Source organism: Allobosea sp. P2_B12 (genome assembly GCF_056404835.1).
Genome location: NZ_JBFUDG010000010.1, coordinates 164,271 through 180,285 on the forward strand (window position 1 = coordinate 164,271; position 16,015 = coordinate 180,285).

At 64.2% G+C, this 16,015-nt stretch carries 16 protein-coding genes; 6 read left to right on the forward strand and 10 right to left on the reverse strand.

Annotated elements, in window-relative coordinates; translation table 11 throughout:
- Window positions 1-10 precede the first annotated feature (10 nt).
- Genes AC1DYU_RS21200 through AC1DYU_RS21210 form a run of 3 tightly spaced genes read left to right on the forward strand, consistent with a single transcriptional unit; the run spans window position 11 to window position 2,920 of the window.
- A complete protein-coding gene (locus AC1DYU_RS21200; RefSeq protein WP_476793349.1) occupies window positions 11-535 on the forward strand; it encodes a TRAP transporter small permease in 525 nt (174 codons plus the stop codon).
- On the forward strand, window positions 532-1,860 hold the full coding sequence (locus tag AC1DYU_RS21205) for a TRAP transporter large permease (RefSeq protein WP_476793350.1): 1,329 nt from the start codon (window positions 532-534) through the stop codon (window positions 1,858-1,860). Before AC1DYU_RS21200 ends, AC1DYU_RS21205 begins: the two co-directional genes overlap by 4 nt.
- A gap of 19 nt (window positions 1,861-1,879) precedes the next feature.
- Window positions 1,880-2,920 carry a TRAP transporter substrate-binding protein gene (locus AC1DYU_RS21210; RefSeq protein WP_476793351.1) on the forward strand — a complete coding sequence of 347 codons (1,041 nt, stop codon included), beginning with the start codon at window positions 1,880-1,882 and terminating at the stop codon, window positions 2,918-2,920.
- Window positions 2,921-3,165: 245 nt separating this feature from the next.
- Here AC1DYU_RS21210 and AC1DYU_RS21215 read toward each other — a convergent pair whose 3' ends face one another.
- From AC1DYU_RS21215 to AC1DYU_RS21240, 6 genes are all read right to left on the reverse strand, one after another.
- On the reverse strand, window positions 3,166-4,005 hold the full coding sequence (locus AC1DYU_RS21215; protein WP_476793352.1) for a dioxygenase family protein: 840 nt from the start codon (window positions 4,003-4,005) through the stop codon (window positions 3,166-3,168).
- A 58-nt stretch (window positions 4,006-4,063) separates the two neighbouring features.
- Entirely contained in the window at window positions 4,064-5,125 is a 1,062-nt protein-coding gene (locus tag AC1DYU_RS21220) for a maleylacetate reductase (protein ID WP_476793353.1), read from the reverse strand.
- 2 nt (window positions 5,126-5,127) lie between these two features.
- Window positions 5,128-6,336 carry a flavin-dependent oxidoreductase gene (locus AC1DYU_RS21225; protein ID WP_476793354.1) on the reverse strand — a complete coding sequence of 403 codons (1,209 nt, stop codon included), beginning with the start codon at window positions 6,334-6,336 and terminating at the stop codon, window positions 5,128-5,130.
- Between the two features lie 180 nt (window positions 6,337-6,516).
- The gene (locus AC1DYU_RS21230) at window positions 6,517-7,005 is read right to left on the reverse strand and encodes a MarR family winged helix-turn-helix transcriptional regulator (RefSeq protein WP_476793355.1); all 489 of its coding nucleotides are present in this window, start codon (window positions 7,003-7,005) and stop codon (window positions 6,517-6,519) included.
- A gap of 158 nt (window positions 7,006-7,163) precedes the next feature.
- Entirely contained in the window at window positions 7,164-7,316 is a 153-nt protein-coding gene (locus tag AC1DYU_RS21235; RefSeq protein ID WP_476793356.1) for a TetR family transcriptional regulator C-terminal domain-containing protein, read from the reverse strand.
- Window positions 7,317-7,601: 285 nt separating this feature from the next.
- Window positions 7,602-8,222, reverse strand: coding sequence for a helix-turn-helix domain-containing protein (locus tag AC1DYU_RS21240; protein ID WP_476793357.1), 621 nt, complete (start codon window positions 8,220-8,222; stop codon window positions 7,602-7,604).
- 55 nt (window positions 8,223-8,277) lie between these two features.
- On the opposite strand from AC1DYU_RS21240, the gene AC1DYU_RS21245 reads away from it, so the two are divergent.
- The 3 genes from AC1DYU_RS21245 to AC1DYU_RS21255 all read left to right on the forward strand — a co-directional run bounded on the left by AC1DYU_RS21245 (window position 8,278) and on the right by AC1DYU_RS21255 (window position 10,662).
- Window positions 8,278-8,988, forward strand: a complete 711-nt coding sequence (locus AC1DYU_RS21245; RefSeq protein WP_476793358.1) for a B3/B4 domain-containing protein — start codon at window positions 8,278-8,280, stop codon at window positions 8,986-8,988.
- Between the two features lie 97 nt (window positions 8,989-9,085).
- Window positions 9,086-10,231 carry a trans-sulfuration enzyme family protein gene (locus AC1DYU_RS21250; protein WP_476793359.1) on the forward strand — a complete coding sequence of 382 codons (1,146 nt, stop codon included), beginning with the start codon at window positions 9,086-9,088 and terminating at the stop codon, window positions 10,229-10,231.
- Window positions 10,232-10,344: 113 nt separating this feature from the next.
- Window positions 10,345-10,662 carry a DMT family transporter gene (locus AC1DYU_RS21255; RefSeq protein WP_476793360.1) on the forward strand — a complete coding sequence of 106 codons (318 nt, stop codon included), beginning with the start codon at window positions 10,345-10,347 and terminating at the stop codon, window positions 10,660-10,662.
- A 112-nt stretch (window positions 10,663-10,774) separates the two neighbouring features.
- Here AC1DYU_RS21255 and scpA read toward each other — a convergent pair whose 3' ends face one another.
- The 4 genes from scpA to AC1DYU_RS21275 all read right to left on the reverse strand — a co-directional run.
- The gene (gene scpA, locus AC1DYU_RS21260) at window positions 10,775-12,940 is read right to left on the reverse strand and encodes a methylmalonyl-CoA mutase (protein ID WP_476793361.1); all 2,166 of its coding nucleotides are present in this window, start codon (window positions 12,938-12,940) and stop codon (window positions 10,775-10,777) included.
- Window positions 12,937-14,853, reverse strand: a complete 1,917-nt coding sequence (locus AC1DYU_RS21265; protein WP_476793362.1) for a methylmalonyl-CoA mutase family protein — start codon at window positions 14,851-14,853, stop codon at window positions 12,937-12,939. Before AC1DYU_RS21265 ends, scpA begins: the two co-directional genes overlap by 4 nt.
- Before the next feature lie 31 nt (window positions 14,854-14,884).
- Complete coding sequence (locus AC1DYU_RS21270) at window positions 14,885-15,466, reverse strand: biotin transporter BioY (protein WP_476793363.1); 582 nt, start codon at window positions 15,464-15,466, stop codon at window positions 14,885-14,887.
- Window positions 15,467-15,519: 53 nt separating this feature from the next.
- A partial coding sequence (locus AC1DYU_RS21275; protein ID WP_476793364.1) for a biotin/lipoyl-containing protein occupies window positions 15,520-16,015 on the reverse strand: 496 nt, incomplete at its 5' end.

The following is a 16,015-nucleotide window of genomic DNA, read 5'->3' on the forward strand; positions in this document are numbered from 1 at the left end:
GAGAGCGCGCATGGAAGCGCACGAGCCGGCATTCCACCATTTCGACCCATTCGGGCGGCTGATCTTCAGAGTCTCGCAAGGCCTGGCCATCATCGGCGGCCTCGTGATGGTGACGGTCGTTTCCATGTCTCTGGCGTCGCTGATCGGCCGCAAACTCTGGGCCTCGCCGATCGTCGGCGATGTCGAGATTGTGCAGTTGCTGGCGGCGCCCGCGCTCGCTTGCTTTTTCGCCTTCTGCCACCTGTCCAACGGTGATGTGCGCGTCGGCATCGTTGCCGACCAGTTCGGTCCGGCATGGTCGCGAAGATTCGACGCGTTCGGCTCTCTGCTGCTCGGGCTCGTTGCGGCTCTGATTGCCTGGCGAACGGCAGTCGGAGCGGTGGCGCTGCACGAAGCCGGCGAGACCTCGGCGCTGCTCTCATGGCCCATCTGGTTGTCCCAGGCGTTTGTCGTCCCCGGCTTCGTCTTGCAGGCCGTTGCCGGCGTCTACATGGCCGTCCGGCCGTTCGTTTGCGACGATAGGAGCGGCGCGTGAGCCACACCAGCATCGGGTATCTTGTTTTCGTTGGCCTGCTCGTTCTCATCGCAGCGCGAACACCGATCGGCATCGCGATGTTCACGGCAGGCGCCGCAGGCTACTGCTATCTCATCGACTGGAACTGGACGGTTTTTCTCGCTTCGCTGAAGAACCTCGCCTATGCGCGCCTCTCCAACTACGATCTGGCGGTCATTCCCTTGTTCCTGCTGATGGGGCAGTTCGCCACCCAGGGCGGTCTCAGTCGCGGGCTGTTCAATTTCGTCGGCGCATTCATCGGCCATCGCCGCGGCGGCATCGCCTATGCGGCGATCGGCGCCTGCGCCGGCTTCGGCGCGATCTGCGGCTCGTCGGTCGCAACAGCGGCAACGATGGGACAGGTGGCTCTGCCGGAGCTCAGGCGCCACGGTTACAAGGGCAGCCTCGCCACCGGCGCGCTGGCCGCCGGCGGCACGCTCGGCATCCTCATTCCGCCGTCCATCCCGCTCGTCATCTATGCGATCCTGACCCAGGAATCGATCGGCAAGCTTTTCACCGCTGCGGTCGTGCCGGGCTTATTGGCGACGCTCGGCTACATGACCGTCGTGCGCATCATCGTCAGCCGCGATCCGGAAGCCGGTCCAGCGGGACCGAAGGCGAGCTGGTCGTATCGCCTGAGCAGCCTGCTTGGTGTCATCCCTATCCTGCTTGTCTTCGTGATCGTCATCTTCGGCATCTATGCCGGCTGGACAAACGCCACCGAGGCCGCCGCTGTGGGAGCCGCGGCATGCGGAGCGATCGCCGTGGCAAAGGGCGGATTCGGCTGGCGCGCCTTCGCCGACAGCCTGCTCGGCACGGCCCAGTCGACCGCGATGATCATGCTGATCCTGCTCGGTGCCGACATGATGAACACGGCTCTTGCGGTCTCGCAACTCCCAGCGGAGCTGGCGTCCACAGTCTCCGCAAGTGGCCTGCCCCCGTTGCTGGTGATGGCTGGCATCCTGCTGATTTACCTCTTCCTTGGGTGCGTCATGGACTCGCTCGCGATGATCCTCCTGACCATTCCGATTTTCTATCCTGTGGTGATGGGGTTGGACTTCTTTGGACTGTCGCCCGCCGACAAATCCGTATGGTTCGGAATCCTGGCGCTGACGGTCGTCGAGATCGGCCTGATCCATCCACCCGTGGGCCTGAATGTCTACATCATCAACCGGATGGCCAAGGACGTCCCGCTCTCAGAGACGTTCAAGGGAGTCATTCCGTTCTTGGCGTCCGACCTCATCCGCATCGTGGCGCTCGTACTGTTCCCGGCGATCTCGCTCTTTCTCGTGCGATACGCCGGCTAACCTGGGAGAGAACAAACAGATGTTACGCCGTAGTTCACTACTGGCCGCGTCCTTCGGGCTGGCCGTCGCAACCTTGAGCGGCCTGGCGCAGGCGCAGACCGTGACATTGAAGGTGCATCACTTCCTCCCGTCCAACTCGACTGTACAGAAGCAGTTGATCGAGCCCTGGTGCGCCAAGCTCTCGGCGGAGTCCGATGGCCGCCTGAAGTGCCAGATCTATCCCAGCATGCAGCTAGGAGGTTCACCGCCCCAGCTCTTCGACCAGGCGAAGGATGGCATTGCGGACATCGTCTGGACGCTGCCGACCTATCAGGCTGGGCGCTTCCTGAAGTCCGAAGTGTTCGAGCTTCCGTTCATGACGAAGAATTCGGCCGGCAGCAGCGAGGCGTTCTGGGAATATGTGCAACGCCACGCGCTCGACGAGTACCGCGGCCTGCACCTGCTCGCAGCTCACGTCCATGACGGTAGTCACGTCCACACCATCGCGAAAGTTATCAAGACGATGGAGGACCTGAGGGGGTTGAAGCTGCGCGCTCCAAGCCGCATCGGCGCCAAGGCCCTGGCTGCCCTCGGCGCCGTCCCGATTCAGATGCCGATACCGCAGGTTCCGGAATCGCTCGCGAAGAATGTGATCGACGGGCTTTCCACGCCTTGGGAAGTGATGCCGACACTCAAGCTCGAGGAAATCGCCACTAAGCATACCGAGACACCGCCCGGCCGGGCGAAGCTGAGCAACGCCATCTTCATCCTCGCGATGAACCGGCCGCGATACGACTCCCTTTCGGCCGATCTGCGCGCCATCATCGACCGAAACAGCGGCGCGGTGCTGTCTAGGCAGGCCGGCCAGGTCTGGGACAGCACGATCGAGCCGGCACGCCAGCTCGCGAAGGCGCGCGGCAATACCTTCACGTCGCTGTCGGACGAGGAGTACCAGCGGTGGATCAGCGCCACCGAACCGGTGATCGCCGAGTGGTTGAAGGACGTAAAAGCCAAAGGCGCGGATGGCGAGACGCTCCTGAAGGACGCGCGCTCGCTCGTGACCGAGTACAGCAGCAAGTAGCGAGAGTGCGAAGCGCCCAGCGCGGATCATCGCCGCGCCGGGCGCATCTTCCTTCGATAAAGCACGCGAGCTGAGGGTGGCGGTTGCCCTAACCCTGAACGCGACAATGGACTTCAGCTGAAAACTACCCGTCCGGCTCAAATCAAGGCTTTGATCGGAGCGCGGCCGACGCGGCTTGGTCGGGTAACTTGCAGATGACGCGGCGGGCTCGCACGATGCCGTCGCGCCCTGCGGCAGCGCATGCGCTAGGAGCGCGTCAACACGAAATCGAACGGCGAACGCCAGAGGGCGCCTCCATTGGAGACGCGCTCGAAAGGAGCGATGAGCGTCTCCTTGACCCCGAATACGGCATCGGAATCGAGATAGGGGTCGCCGCCGACAAAGGTATGCGTCATGACCTTCTGATAGCCATCGGCCGAAACGATGAAATGCATGTGGGCGGGCCGGTAGGGATGGCGCCCCAGATGGCCGAGCATTTGGCCAACCGGCCCGTCATTCGGGATCGGATAGGAAACCGGCTTGATTCCAATGAACCGGTACGCCCCATCCGGGCCCGTGGTGAAGATGCCGCGGTTGTTCCACTTCGGTTGGACATCGGGCTGCTGCACGTCATAGAAGCCGTCGGGATTGTCCGACCAGACATCTATCCGCGCGGCCTCGATCGGATTGCCGTCGAGGTCGAGGACCCGGCCCTCGTAGAGGCAACTTTCGCCCTTGCCGTCGAGCGTAATGCTGTCACCCATCCGGCGGACGGGCGCGCCGGAGACATGAAAGGGGCCGAGCACCGTATTCTCGGTGGCACCGGCTGGGCGGCGGTTGTTGATGGCATCGACAAGCATCGAGAAACCGAGCGTGTCGGACAGCAGGATGAACTCCTGCCGCTCCTCGCTGCACATCTGACCGGTTCTCGTCAGAACGGCGATACCCGTTTCCCACTCCGCCTGGCTCAGCTGGCACTCCTTGGCGAAGGCGTGAAGGTGTTTGACAAGACAGGCCATGACCTGGGCAAGCCGCTGATCGACATTCGTCCCGACGCGCGCCGTTACGGCCTCGACTGAAGCGTCCTCACTGAAGTAGACTGCCATGGCATTTCCCCGATGATCGTCTTGTCGATGCTTGTTGGAGGTTGGTCGCGCACCGCTACTATTCCGGCCTCCGGCCCTCCCACGCGTTCCGCAGCAACCCCAGCACCGCTTCCCGTTCGACCGGTCGCGGATTCCAGTAGGGGTTGCGCACGGCGAGGTCGGCAGCCCGCTCCAGATCGCGTTCGGCGAGACCAAGATCGCGCAGGGCGAGCGGAGCCCCGAGCGCGGCGGCGAAATCATACAAGCCGCCGCCGATCGTGCCGCCGAAAAGCTCGGCCGCGGGCCGAAGCTCAGCACGGGCAGCCTCGGCGTTATAGGCGGCTGAATGCGGCAACAGAACCGCGTGCATCGCCGCGTGAGGCAGGTTGAACGCACCACCCAAAGCGTGGCAGAGCTTGTGGTGCAAGGCCATGCCGACCTGGGCGAGTACCGTGCCGCACAACCAGGCACCGAACAATGTCGCTTCGCGGGCCGGCGGGCTACCAGGGTCGGCCACGATCTGCGGCAAGCCATCACGGAACGCGCGCAGGCCGCCGAGCGCCAATTGATCGGAAAGCGGATTGCGGTCGCGCGCATAGAGCGCTTCGATGGCATGCGCCATCGCATTGAGGCCGCTGGTCACGCTCAAGCCGACCGGCAGCGTCACAGCGAGCTCTGGATCATAAAGGATGATCTCCGGCTGAACCTTCGGAGATCGGAGCGTCTCTTTCACGCCATCGACGGTCTGCCCCAACACCGGCGTCGCTTCCGAGCCGGCATATGTGGTGGGCAGCACGATCTGCGGAAGATCAGTGCGCAAGGCGATGGCCTTGGCGAGGCCGATGGCCGAGCCACCACCCATGGCGACGAGGCAATCGGCCCCGCGCGCTGCTTCCAGCGCCGCCTCCGTCACCTCGACCGGTGTGTGCATCATTGCCCCGCTGAACAAGCCATGCGCAAGCGGACCGAGATCGGCCTGCAGGAGCCTTCCCTGAGCTGCCTGCTCCGGCGTCGTCAGGACGAGTGCGCGCGCTAGGCCGAGCGTCGCAAGTTCCGTCCCGACCGCATGACGCAGCCCGGCACCCAGGCTGACACGAACGGGCGGCTGGCCCGGCTCGAAGCCCGCGTAGAAGGTGCGCATGCCTAGCCCGCTTTCCTGATGAAGCCGGCGACCTGCCGGTAACTCGCGGCAACCTCTTCCAGCTCAGCCGCGGAAATCAGGTCCTCGATGCGATCTTCCGGCCCCTTGACGCGCGCAGCCGCAATATCGAGCACACGTTCAGGGCCGGATTTGCGGTTGTTCAGCACGACATTTGTGGTGATCGGCCGCCGGATCGCCTCATATGCCAGGAGTCCTTCCGGTCCATCCACGCCGGACAATGCCTCGGCCAAGACGTGCGCGTCGAGGATCGCCTGCGAGGCTCCGTTTGCGCCGATGGGATACATCGGGTGGGCAGCATCGCCGAGAAGGCTGACCCTGCCCTGCGTCCACCAGGACAATGGATCGCGATCGATCATCGGGTACTGCGTGATCTTCTGCGTATTTCGCAAAAGTTCTACGACGTCGATATCCGGCATCTGGAAGCCGAGAAAGGACGCGATGAAGTCCCGGCCGCCCTCGCGCGTCCAATCGGCGTCGTCGGCTGCGCGCGGCTGGTCGTGGCGCACCTCCGCCACCCAGTTCACCAGCGCGTTACCGCTACGGGCGGCACGAGCGCTGATCGGATAGCACACGAATTTCACATTATGGTCGCCCGCGATAAACATCGTGCGCCCATCCGCGAAAGCCGGCTGCAGATTGGCGCCCCGCCACATCATTGTGCCTTCGTAATGTGGGGGGCCTTCCTGCGGATGAAGCTGTCGGCGCACGATAGAGCGGAAACCGTCCGCACCGATCAGAAGGTCACAATGCGCGATCGCGCCATCGGAGAAGGTCGCGCACACGCCGTGCCCGTCCTGCGTAAAGCCGGCGATGGCCGTGCCCAGGGTCACAGCGCTGGCGCCAAGGCGGCTCCGGACCGCGTCGAGGAGCATGAACTGGAGTTCGCCTCGATGCACCGAATATTGCGGATAATCGAAGCCGGCCTCGACCGATCGCGGATCCGATTGAATCAGGTGGCCGAAGCGAGTCCGATATTCGATAGCGCGCGTCCGGATCGCCATGTCGTCGAGGCTGTCGCCAAGCCCAAGCCCATGCAGGATACCCGAGGCATGGGGCATAACGTTGATGCCGACGCCGAGCGGCTGGAGCGACTCGACCGCTTCGAAAACCTCGACTTCGAATCCCTTTCTATGGAGGCAAAGCGCCGCCGTCAGGCCGCCAATGCCGGCGCCCGCTATCGCGATCTTCATTACTTATCCTCTACCCAGCTCGGCCGATCGACGGCCTCAGGCGGGGCGTGCTAAAGCCACGGCCTACGAGCGCATCTTTTCCTCAGCGGCTATCGCCCTGTTCAGGCGAACATACCGATCGATGAACTCAATGCCGTGGCGCTCCCCCGTTTAAGAACAGGGAAATGATAGCGGTCAGATTCATTTAGTCAAGTTACCTGACGAAATTGATCCGAGAGTATCGAACGACGCGCCATACGACGACAAGCCCGTCACAATTGCGTTCATGGACTTCTCGCCCAGTTCCGAGCGCATCTCTCGTTCTGCGACATCCACTGCGTCTCGGAACGCCCCAAGCCAAGCATGTCCGGCAACGGTAAAGGTGACGATTCGGGCCCGCCGGTCTGTGGGATCCACCGATCGCGTAACCAACCCGAGCAGCTCGCACTGGTCTACCAACTCGCCCATCGCCTGCTTGGTCATCGACGCGCGACGCGCGAGCTCGGTCAACCGTGTTCCCTCGACATCAAGATTGCGCGTCAGGCTCACATGCGCGATCCGTGTCTCCCCATGCCCGCTCTGCGCCATGAGATCGAGCACCCGTGCCTCGAAACGACGGACCGCATTGTTGAGGAGCCGTCCCACATTGGCGTGTCGCCACGCAGCCCCAGTTTCTGACGGCTGTTTCATCAAAGTCCTCTCTGCCAAGACACCCCAGCAAGCTACCGGATCCGCTGCCAGCCGCCGTCTTCACGTCGGTCATCCGTAACATTCGCGAAAATCCAAGGCAGCAGCTCCTCCTGCTTGGCAAGCATAAAAATTGAGGTGTCCCGAACGACAGGTCGCCGCTACGCCACGGGCGGTGCATAAAAGTGAACGGTCAGGTCGATCCCGGCCTCGGTCAGCGCCTCAAGCTCGGACCGGCTCGGCCGCGCCAAAGGCAGCAGCAGGCGCCTTATGTCGAGATCGCCTCTCACGACGCTGAGGAACTGCCTCGCCATCGGTGTCGGGTTCCTCACTATATTTCGGCGTGACAAAGCTGGCCCTGGGTCAGGCAAGCATACTGTTCCCATTCTTGGAACGTGCGGTCGGCGGGACCGGCAGGCCCAGCACTGTCCTCACCCGTGCACCACCCACGTCGGCTGCCGCCGAGCCCCGATCGGCGCGCTCAAGGCCATCGAGCACCAGGCACCGGAGCCGTTGGTGGAATGGACCATCGACCAAGGTCACTCGCGCAGCCCCTCTTTTCGTCGAGAGGTCGAGGGCCGGGCCACCCCAGTCGCTGCCTAGTCCGTCGGCGGTTCCAGCACGGCCATGACGAAGCGAGTCGAGCTTTGGCCGACACAGGCATACGCATGCTCGCAGTCGGTTCGGGCATGCGCGGAGCCGCCCTGTATGATCAGGTGACTCGCTCCAGCCAGTTCCAGGACGAGACTCCCCTCAAGAACGGATATCAATTCCTGCGTTCCCGCGGGATGGACTTGCGCTTCGAAACGCTCTCCGGGATTCAGCTCCCACATCCACTGCTCCAACATCTCCGGGCCGTCCGAGCCGATCAGCAGTCGAGCCGTGCCACCGTGCGGGCCGCGCCACAGGACCGGAGCCTCACCAGGAGCGATGATCCGAATGGAATGCTCCCCTGCCTCCGACACCTCGACAAGTTCCGCAACCGAGACGCCGAGGCCGGAAGCAACTCTGCAAAGCGTTCCGATGCTGGGGTTGGCCTTGCCCTGCTCGATCTGGACCAGCATGCCCTTGCTGACGCCGCAGCGCGCCGCAAGTTGATCAAAGGAGAGGCGACGCGACTTTCGCAGCACAGCTATGCGGGCCGCGATGGCGGCATGCACCGCGCGGGTAGGATCGCCATCGTGAGAGTCATCGGTCATTATATTGACTATTTCGGTCATTAGTGCATTCTGCCGTCCACGCACTTCGGCGTCAACAGAGGACTAAGGACCGAAAATGGCCGTCGAACCCCTGATCGGACCCGAGATCTTCGCACTGCGCCCGGACTATGCTGCCCTCAGCATCCATGCAGAGCTCGCACTGAACGGACCGAGCGACGCGTGGAGCATGGCCCTCCTCGACAGCGCCTGTAGCGAACTCGACGCGGCGCCCTGGGCGGAGACCCACCTGAATTCATGGCGCGACGCCTATCGAGCGTTCGGAGCCAAACCGCAGCGCACGCCGTGCTCAGCGGAAGCGCTGCGGAAACGAGCCGAACGGGATCGCGCGCTTCCCGCAGTGAACGCGGTCGTGGATCTCTACAACGCCCTCAGCGTCCGATATGCGATCCCGATCGGCGGCGAGGACGCGACCCTTTACGACGGCCCTCCGACGCTCGTTCAGGCGTCCGGTGGGGAACACTTCGACACGATGGCCGAGGGGATGCCGAAGATCGAATCCGTCGATCGCGGCGAGGTGATCTGGCGGGATTCCCAAGGTGTCACATGTCGTCGGTGGAACTGGCGCCAAGGCGCTCGGACCAGGATCACCGAGAACAGCACGGCGATGTGGTTCGTGCTCGAGCGGCTGAACCCAATGCCTGTCCAGTCGCTGCTCGAAGCTGGCGCAAGGTTGATCGATGGATTGCGTCGGCTGAACCCCGAGATGCGGGTTACACAGCTCTTACTCGATCGAGACTTGCCCACGGGTCAACGCCAGGCCCGATGAAGCCAAGAGTTCGGGTGGTCCAATCGGCCCGCTCGAACCCACGGCCGGCAGCAGCCTACGCCGCCTTCAATGAAGATCCAACGAACAAGGACGTGCCATGCATCCCGAGACACTCGCGGTTCACGCCGGTCAGAAAAGCGATCCCGTCACAGGCGCGATCGCTGCGCCGATCTATCTCTCGACCACTTTCGAGCGTTCCGCCGACGGAACGTTTCCCAGCGGATACGAGTACAGCCGGGACGACAACCCCAATCGTCGCAACCTGGAAACCTGCCTCGCTGCGCTTGAGGGCGGAGCCGAGGCGATCACGTTCGCCTCGGGCATGGCTGCCATCACCGCCGTGATCGAGAGCCTTCCCGTCGACCTGCCGAAACGATTGGTCCTCCCGGATGACATATATTTCGGCGTTCGCTCCCTCTTGAATGAGACCGATGTCGGACGACGGTTCGAGTGGGAGGTCGTCGACATGACGGATCTCCAGGCCGTGAGGGCGGCTTGCGCGAAACCGACGGGGCTGGTTTGGATCGAGACGCCCTCCAACCCGCTCGTGAAAATCGTCGACATAGCGGCCATCGCTAAGATCGCCCGTGAGGTCGGCGCGGTCTCCGCCGTCGACAACACGTGGGCGACGCCGTTGCTCACCAGACCGATCGAGTTCGGCGCCGACGTGGTTGTCCACTCGCTCACGAAATACATAGGCGGCCACAGCGACGTCATGATCGGCGCCGTCGTCTTGCGCGAGCAGGGCTCTCAGAACGTCGCGCTCCGGGCCATTCAAAAGCACAAGGGCTCGGTGCCCTCCCCGCTCGACTGCTGGCTGGCGCTACGGGGCATCCAATCGCTCGCGCCGCGAATGCAGGTCCATTGCAGCAATGCCATGGAGGTGGCCCAGTTCCTGTCGAAGCATTCCGCTGTGTCCGTCGTCCATTATCCGGGGTTGCCGTCCCATCCGGGGCATGCCGTCGCCTCGACGCAGATGCGGTCCTTCGGGGGCATGCTATCATTCGAGGTCGCAGGTGGTCGCAAGGAGGCCATGGCCGTGGCGGGGGCGCTCCGTTTGATCGCACGCGCAACCAGTCTGGGCGGCACGCATAGCCTCATCGAGCACCGCGCCTCGGTCGAAGGCCCACAGACGAAGGCGCCCGAAGGCTTGTTGCGGATGTCCATCGGCCTTGAGAATGCGCTCGACCTGATCGCCGACCTGGATCAGGCGCTAGGCCGGATCGATGGTCGACCGATGTAGGTCCGGAATTGGTGGGTTGGACATCCACGATTCCCCAATTTTCCTTCAATTACACACCGCGTCCCGGGCTCTGAAATGGCGGGGCCCGGGCGCTAAGCCGTTAGAGAGCATCAATGGCCTGGCTATTCCTGATCGTCGCCGGAATCCTCGAAGTCGTCTGGGCGTTGGCGATGAAGCAGTCCACCGGTTTCACCCGCCTCGGCCCGACGATCGTCACCATCGTCGCCATGATCGGGAGCTTCGCACTTTTGTCCCTTGCGATGCGCTCTCTCCCGCTTGGGACGGCTTACACCGTCTGGACCGGAATCGGGGCGGTCGGCGCCTTCATCGTCGGCGTTGCAGTTCTCGGTGAGGCCCTGACGCCCATGAGGGCAGTCGCCGCGATGCTGATCGTATCTGGCATGATCACCATGAAGATGTCATCGAACTGAGCAGGGGCTGATTTCTCGACACGTCGAAAGGCGTACGTCCAAACGTCAAGTGCCGAAGCGAACAACATTTCTCACCACTCATCCCCTCTGGCGAAAGCGGCCCTCGAAAAGGTCACGGCCCCACATCGGGCTGCGCATATCCTATCCTGCGGTTAAGCTCGTCCAGCAGCTTCTCGGCGGCGTCGGCGATGACAGTGCCCGGCGGGAAGATCGCCGAGGCGCCTGCCTCGTAGAGCGCGTCGAAATCCTGCGGCGGGATGACGCCGCCGACGACGATCATGATGTCGGGCCTGCCGGCCTTGGCGAGCGCCGCCTTGAGTTCCGGCACCAGCGTCAGATGCCCCGCCGCCAGAGACGAGACGCCGACGATATGGACGTCGTTCTCGACGCCCTGCCGTGCTGCTTCGTCCGGCGTCGCGAAGAGCGGCCCGATATCGACGTCGAAGCCGAGATCGGCGAAGGCCGAGGCGATCACCTTCTGGCCGCGGTCATGCCCGTCCTGCCCCATCTTGGCGACGAGGATGCGCGGGCGGCGGCCGTCCGCCTCCTCGAAGGCCTGCGTCATCATCTGCACGCGCATGACGGCTGGGTTCATCGTGCCGACCTCCCGTTTGTAGACCCCCGAGATCGACTTGATCTCGGCGCGATGGCGTCCGAAGATCTGCTCCATCGCCATGGAAATCTCGCCGACTGTCGCCTTGGCGCGCGCCGCCTTGACCGCAAGGTCGAGCAGGTTGGCATCGTCCTTCGCTCCATTGGTCAGAGCGGTCAGCGCGGACTGGACATCCGCCTCGTTGCGCTCCGCCTTGAGACGCCGGAGCTTTTCGAGCTGCTGCGCGCGCACCGAGGCGTTGTCGACCTTGAGCACGTCGATCGAGGCCTCGTTGTCGGGCTTGAACATGTTGACGCCGATGATCGCCTGCTGGCCGCCATCGATGCGCGCCTGCGTCTTGGCGGCGGCCTCCTCGATGCGCAGCTTCGGGATGCCGGCCTCGATCGCCTTGGCCATGCCGCCGAGCGCCTCGACCTCCTGGATGTGAGCCCAAGCCTTCTTGGCGAGTTCGGCGGTCAGGCGCTCGACATAATAGGAGCCGCCCCAGGGATCGATGATCCGGCTGGTGCCGCTCTCCTGCTGCAGCACGATCTGGGTGTTGCGGGCGATCCGGGCGGAGAAATCGGTCGGCAGCGCCAGCGCCTCGTCGAGCGCGTTGGTGTGGAGCGACTGGGTGTGGCCTTGCGTCGCCGCCATCGCCTCGATCATCGTGCGCGGCACGTTGTTGAAGACGTCCTGAGCCGTCAGCGACCAGCCCGAGGTCTGGCAATGGGTGCGAAGCGGGAAGGATTTCTCGCTGGTCGCGCCGAAATCCTTGACCAGCTTGGCCCAGATCAGCCGCCCGGCCCTGAGCTTGGCGACCTCCATGAAGAAGTTCATGCCGATCGCCCAGAAGAAGGATAGCCGGGGCGCAAACGCATCGACGCCAAGGCCTGCGCGTTGGCCGGCGCGGATGTATTCGACGCCGTCGGCCAACGTATAGGCGAGCTCGAGATCCTGCGTCGCACCGGCCTCCTGCATGTGATAGCCGGAGATCGAGATCGAGTTGAACTTCGGCATGTTCTGCGACGTGTAGGAGAAGATGTCGCCGATGATCCGCATCGAGGGCGAGGGCGGGTAGATATAGGTGTTGCGGACCATGAACTCCTTGAGGATGTCGTTCTGGATCGTCCCCGAGAGCTTGGCTGCCGGCACACCCTGTTCTTCCGCCGCGACGATATAGAGCGCCAGAACCGGCAGCACCGCGCCGTTCATCGTCATCGACACGCTCATCTGGTCGAGCGGGATGCCGGAGAACAGCGTGCGCATGTCGTAGATCGAATCGATTGCGACGCCGGCCATGCCGACATCGCCGCCGACGCGCGGATGGTCGGAATCATAGCCGCGATGGGTCGCCAGATCGAAGGCGACCGAAAGACCCTTCTGCCCGGCGGCGAGGTTGCGCCGGTAGAAGGCGTTGGAATCCTCGGCCGTCGAGAAGCCGGCATATTGCCGGATCGTCCAGGGCTGATTGACATACATCGTCGGGTAGGGACCGCGCAGATAAGGCGCGATGCCCGGCAGCGTGTCGACGAAGGGCAGGCCGGCACGGTCTTCTGCCGTGTAGAGCGGCTTCACCGGGATGCCCTCGGGCGTCAGCCAGTCCTCGCCGGTGGGCGAGGCGACGATGGCGGCTGAAGAGCCGTTACAAAATTCCAAATGCGAAAAGTCGGGGATCGTCGTCATGCCGGGCCTCTCCATGAGGAGTGAGCCGTCAGGCTCGCATCGAGAACGGCGACGACGTCGCAGCCCTCCGCCAGAAAGTGCGAGAAGCCCGAACTCCGAAGCGCCTCGGCCGCGCCTCCCGGATCGTCCCCGTAGAAGAGCATTTCGGCACCGGCCTGCCGCACGCTTCGTCCGATCGCCTCGGCCAGCGTATCGGTCGGATGGGTCGCATCGTGGGGCATCGAGTTCGCGACGTCGGCGCTGGCGCAAAGGCAAAAGAGACTGGCACCGCTCGCCTTCCAGCGCGCCGCGACATCACTCGCTGTGTCTTCCCCTCTCGGATCGAGGTCCCGTTCCACGATCGATGCGATCCCGCCAATCGCGAACAGATCGCGTGCAAATGCGGCTCGGACGGGCGCAATCCTGTCGTTGCCAAGCTCCGCAATGAAGACGCGGGGAGCTCGACCTTCTCCGGCGGCTTCCGAGCGATCCCGCATCGACTCGAAGCACTCCGAGAGCCGGAGCCCCGGAAGGATCGGCACCGGGCCCAGTAGCCCTTGGTCCTCCGTTGTCGCGACCGGGCCAGGGCACCCGGCCGCGCGCTGCAGCCGGGCCTCGCCGAGATTGGGAAAGGCGCTTGTGCCGGTGATGGGTTGACGGCGCGTCGCAATGGAAGACAGGAGCGCGTTTCGGGCAGGCTCTAGGAGCGCTGCGATCCTGCCGTCGAGCATGCTCCGCAGCATTCCGCCATCCCGTTCGATTTGTTGGAACACGGACCAGGCCCCCCGGCAAAGTTCGTCCGTCATCGCCTCGATGCCCCCCGAGCCGGCGGCCGGATCGACGACGCGCCAGAGGTGCGCTTCGTGCTGTAGAATGAGTTGGGTGTTGCGTGCGACCCTTCGCGCAAGCGTGTCCGGCAGTCCGATCGCAATATCGAAAGGCAACACGCCGACGCTGTCGGCCCCGCCCACCCCCGCCGAAAACCCGGCGATCGTGCCCCGCAGGATATTCGCCCAGGGGTCGCGCCGGGTCAGCATCCGCCAGGAGGTTTCGGCATGCAGCGCGATCGGAAGCGGATCGATTCCACACCCTCGTTGAGTGCGGTCCCAAAGACGCCTTAGCGCCCTGAACTTGGCTATCGTCAACAGCTGGTCCGAGTCCGCGGCCAGGGCCACGCTCATCGCGGCCGCGCCCTCCGACGGCGCAACGCCGCACGCATCCAAGGCGCGCAGATAGTCGACCAAGGTCGCCAGGACACAGGCCAGTTCTTGGCCCTGGCTGGCGCCGGCCTCGTGATAGCTGCGGCCGTCGGCGCGCAGAATGGGTCCCCTGAAACCCCTGCCTCGCAGGCGATCGAAAGCGCCATGGAGCCGGTCGCCGAGCGCTTTCATATTCGCGGGCGCGTGGCCGGTCGATCCCGCCTCACCGATCGGGTCGACTCCGAAATCGACATCGATGGCTTCCGGGGCGTGTCCGCGTCGCTCGACCAATGCCGTGATCAGGTCGGAGTCGGCTACGCTCGCGCCGGGTTCGATCCAGATATGGATCAACGGCAGATCGATGTTCTCCAGGGTCGCATCGAGCTCGTCGGCGGAACGAGCCCACAGTCCATGACCGCGGGCGAAGCGGTTGCCTTGCATCACCAGCGCAAGGGAGTTGGCCCCGTTCTCAAGCTCCGCGACGGCAGATGCGGCTGCGGAAGCCACTTCGGGATGATCGACCCGCACTGTGACGTGCCAAGGCGAAGCCGCCCTTTTCCCGGCCACGATCGGGCCGTTGGCCCTGGCGTAAAGCGGCTGGATCGCGAAGCCGTCGGCGCTTCGACCAACCAAAGCATCCTCGAAGGTCGAGCCTTTGAGGACCTTCACGACGGCGCTGCGCCACTGGTCCCACGCGGGGATGGGAAACGCTTCCGCAAAACCCATTCCGGACATTGTCAGCTCCTTTGACCCGGTCGAAGCCGGACTACGCGGACAGGTGCCGACGGACGCCTCCGAGGGCCTCGACGGTCGCCACCACCAGCGCGCTCTTGACGACCGAGCCCAGCAGGAACGGCGTCACGCCGACCGCGATCGCCGTTGCCCAACCGAGGGTCGTCGCGAGCCATGCCGAACCAGCCGCGAGGATGGCAGCATGGCCCGCCATCATGAGGGCGAAGGTCCGCAACCGATTTTGGGGCAGGCTTCCGCGCATCGCCAAGCCCACCGCCATGGCGGCGACCGGGAACGCGAGCAAGTATCCTCCCGTCGGGCCGATGAGGCGCAATGCCCCTGACGCACCGTTGGCCAGCACCGGGAAGCCCATCGCGGCCTCGACCAAATAGAACGCCACGGACAAGCCAGCGCGTCGCCATCCCAGGGTCGCTCCCAACAGGAGGACGGCATAGGTCTGGAGCGTCATCGGTACGGGGAACATCGGCACTGCGATCCGGGAGGCCAGGGCCAACAGCAAGGAGCCGGCGAACGCTATCGCGACCGCACGCAGGACGCTGGCGCTCGCCGGGGCGACGGTCGCGTCGGAATAGTGGGACGAAGCTTCTTGGGTCATGCGACCATCCTCCGGTTACCGGCAGTGATGTTGATCCGAGGCGTGAAAGGGGATCAGGCGAATTCCATGATGACGGCGTCGACGGCGAGCGAATCGCCCTCCTTCGCCAGGATCTTGGCGATGGTGGCGTCCTTCTCCGCCAGCAGGACGTTCTCCATCTTCATGGCCTCGACCATGCACAGGGCCTCGCCGGCCTTGACCTCCTGGCCGACGGCAACTGAGATCGCCTTGACCACGCCGGGCATCGGGCAGAGCAGGAATTTGCCGGTGTCGGCCGCGACCTTTTCCGGCATCAGCGCGGCAAGCTGCGCCTCGCGCGGGGTGTGGACATGGGCGTTGGCATAGGCCCCGGCATGGCCGAGCGAAAAGCCGTTCAGGATCGAGCGCACCTGTGCCGCCACCGCGACGCCGTCGAGCGTGCCGCGCCAGACCGGCTCGCCCGGGCGCCAGTCGCTGACGACCGAGAGGCTGCGCGGGCCGAAGCCGATCACCACTGTCTCGCCCTGCTCCGTGACCTCACCTTCGAAGCGCTCAGCCCCGAGCACGACG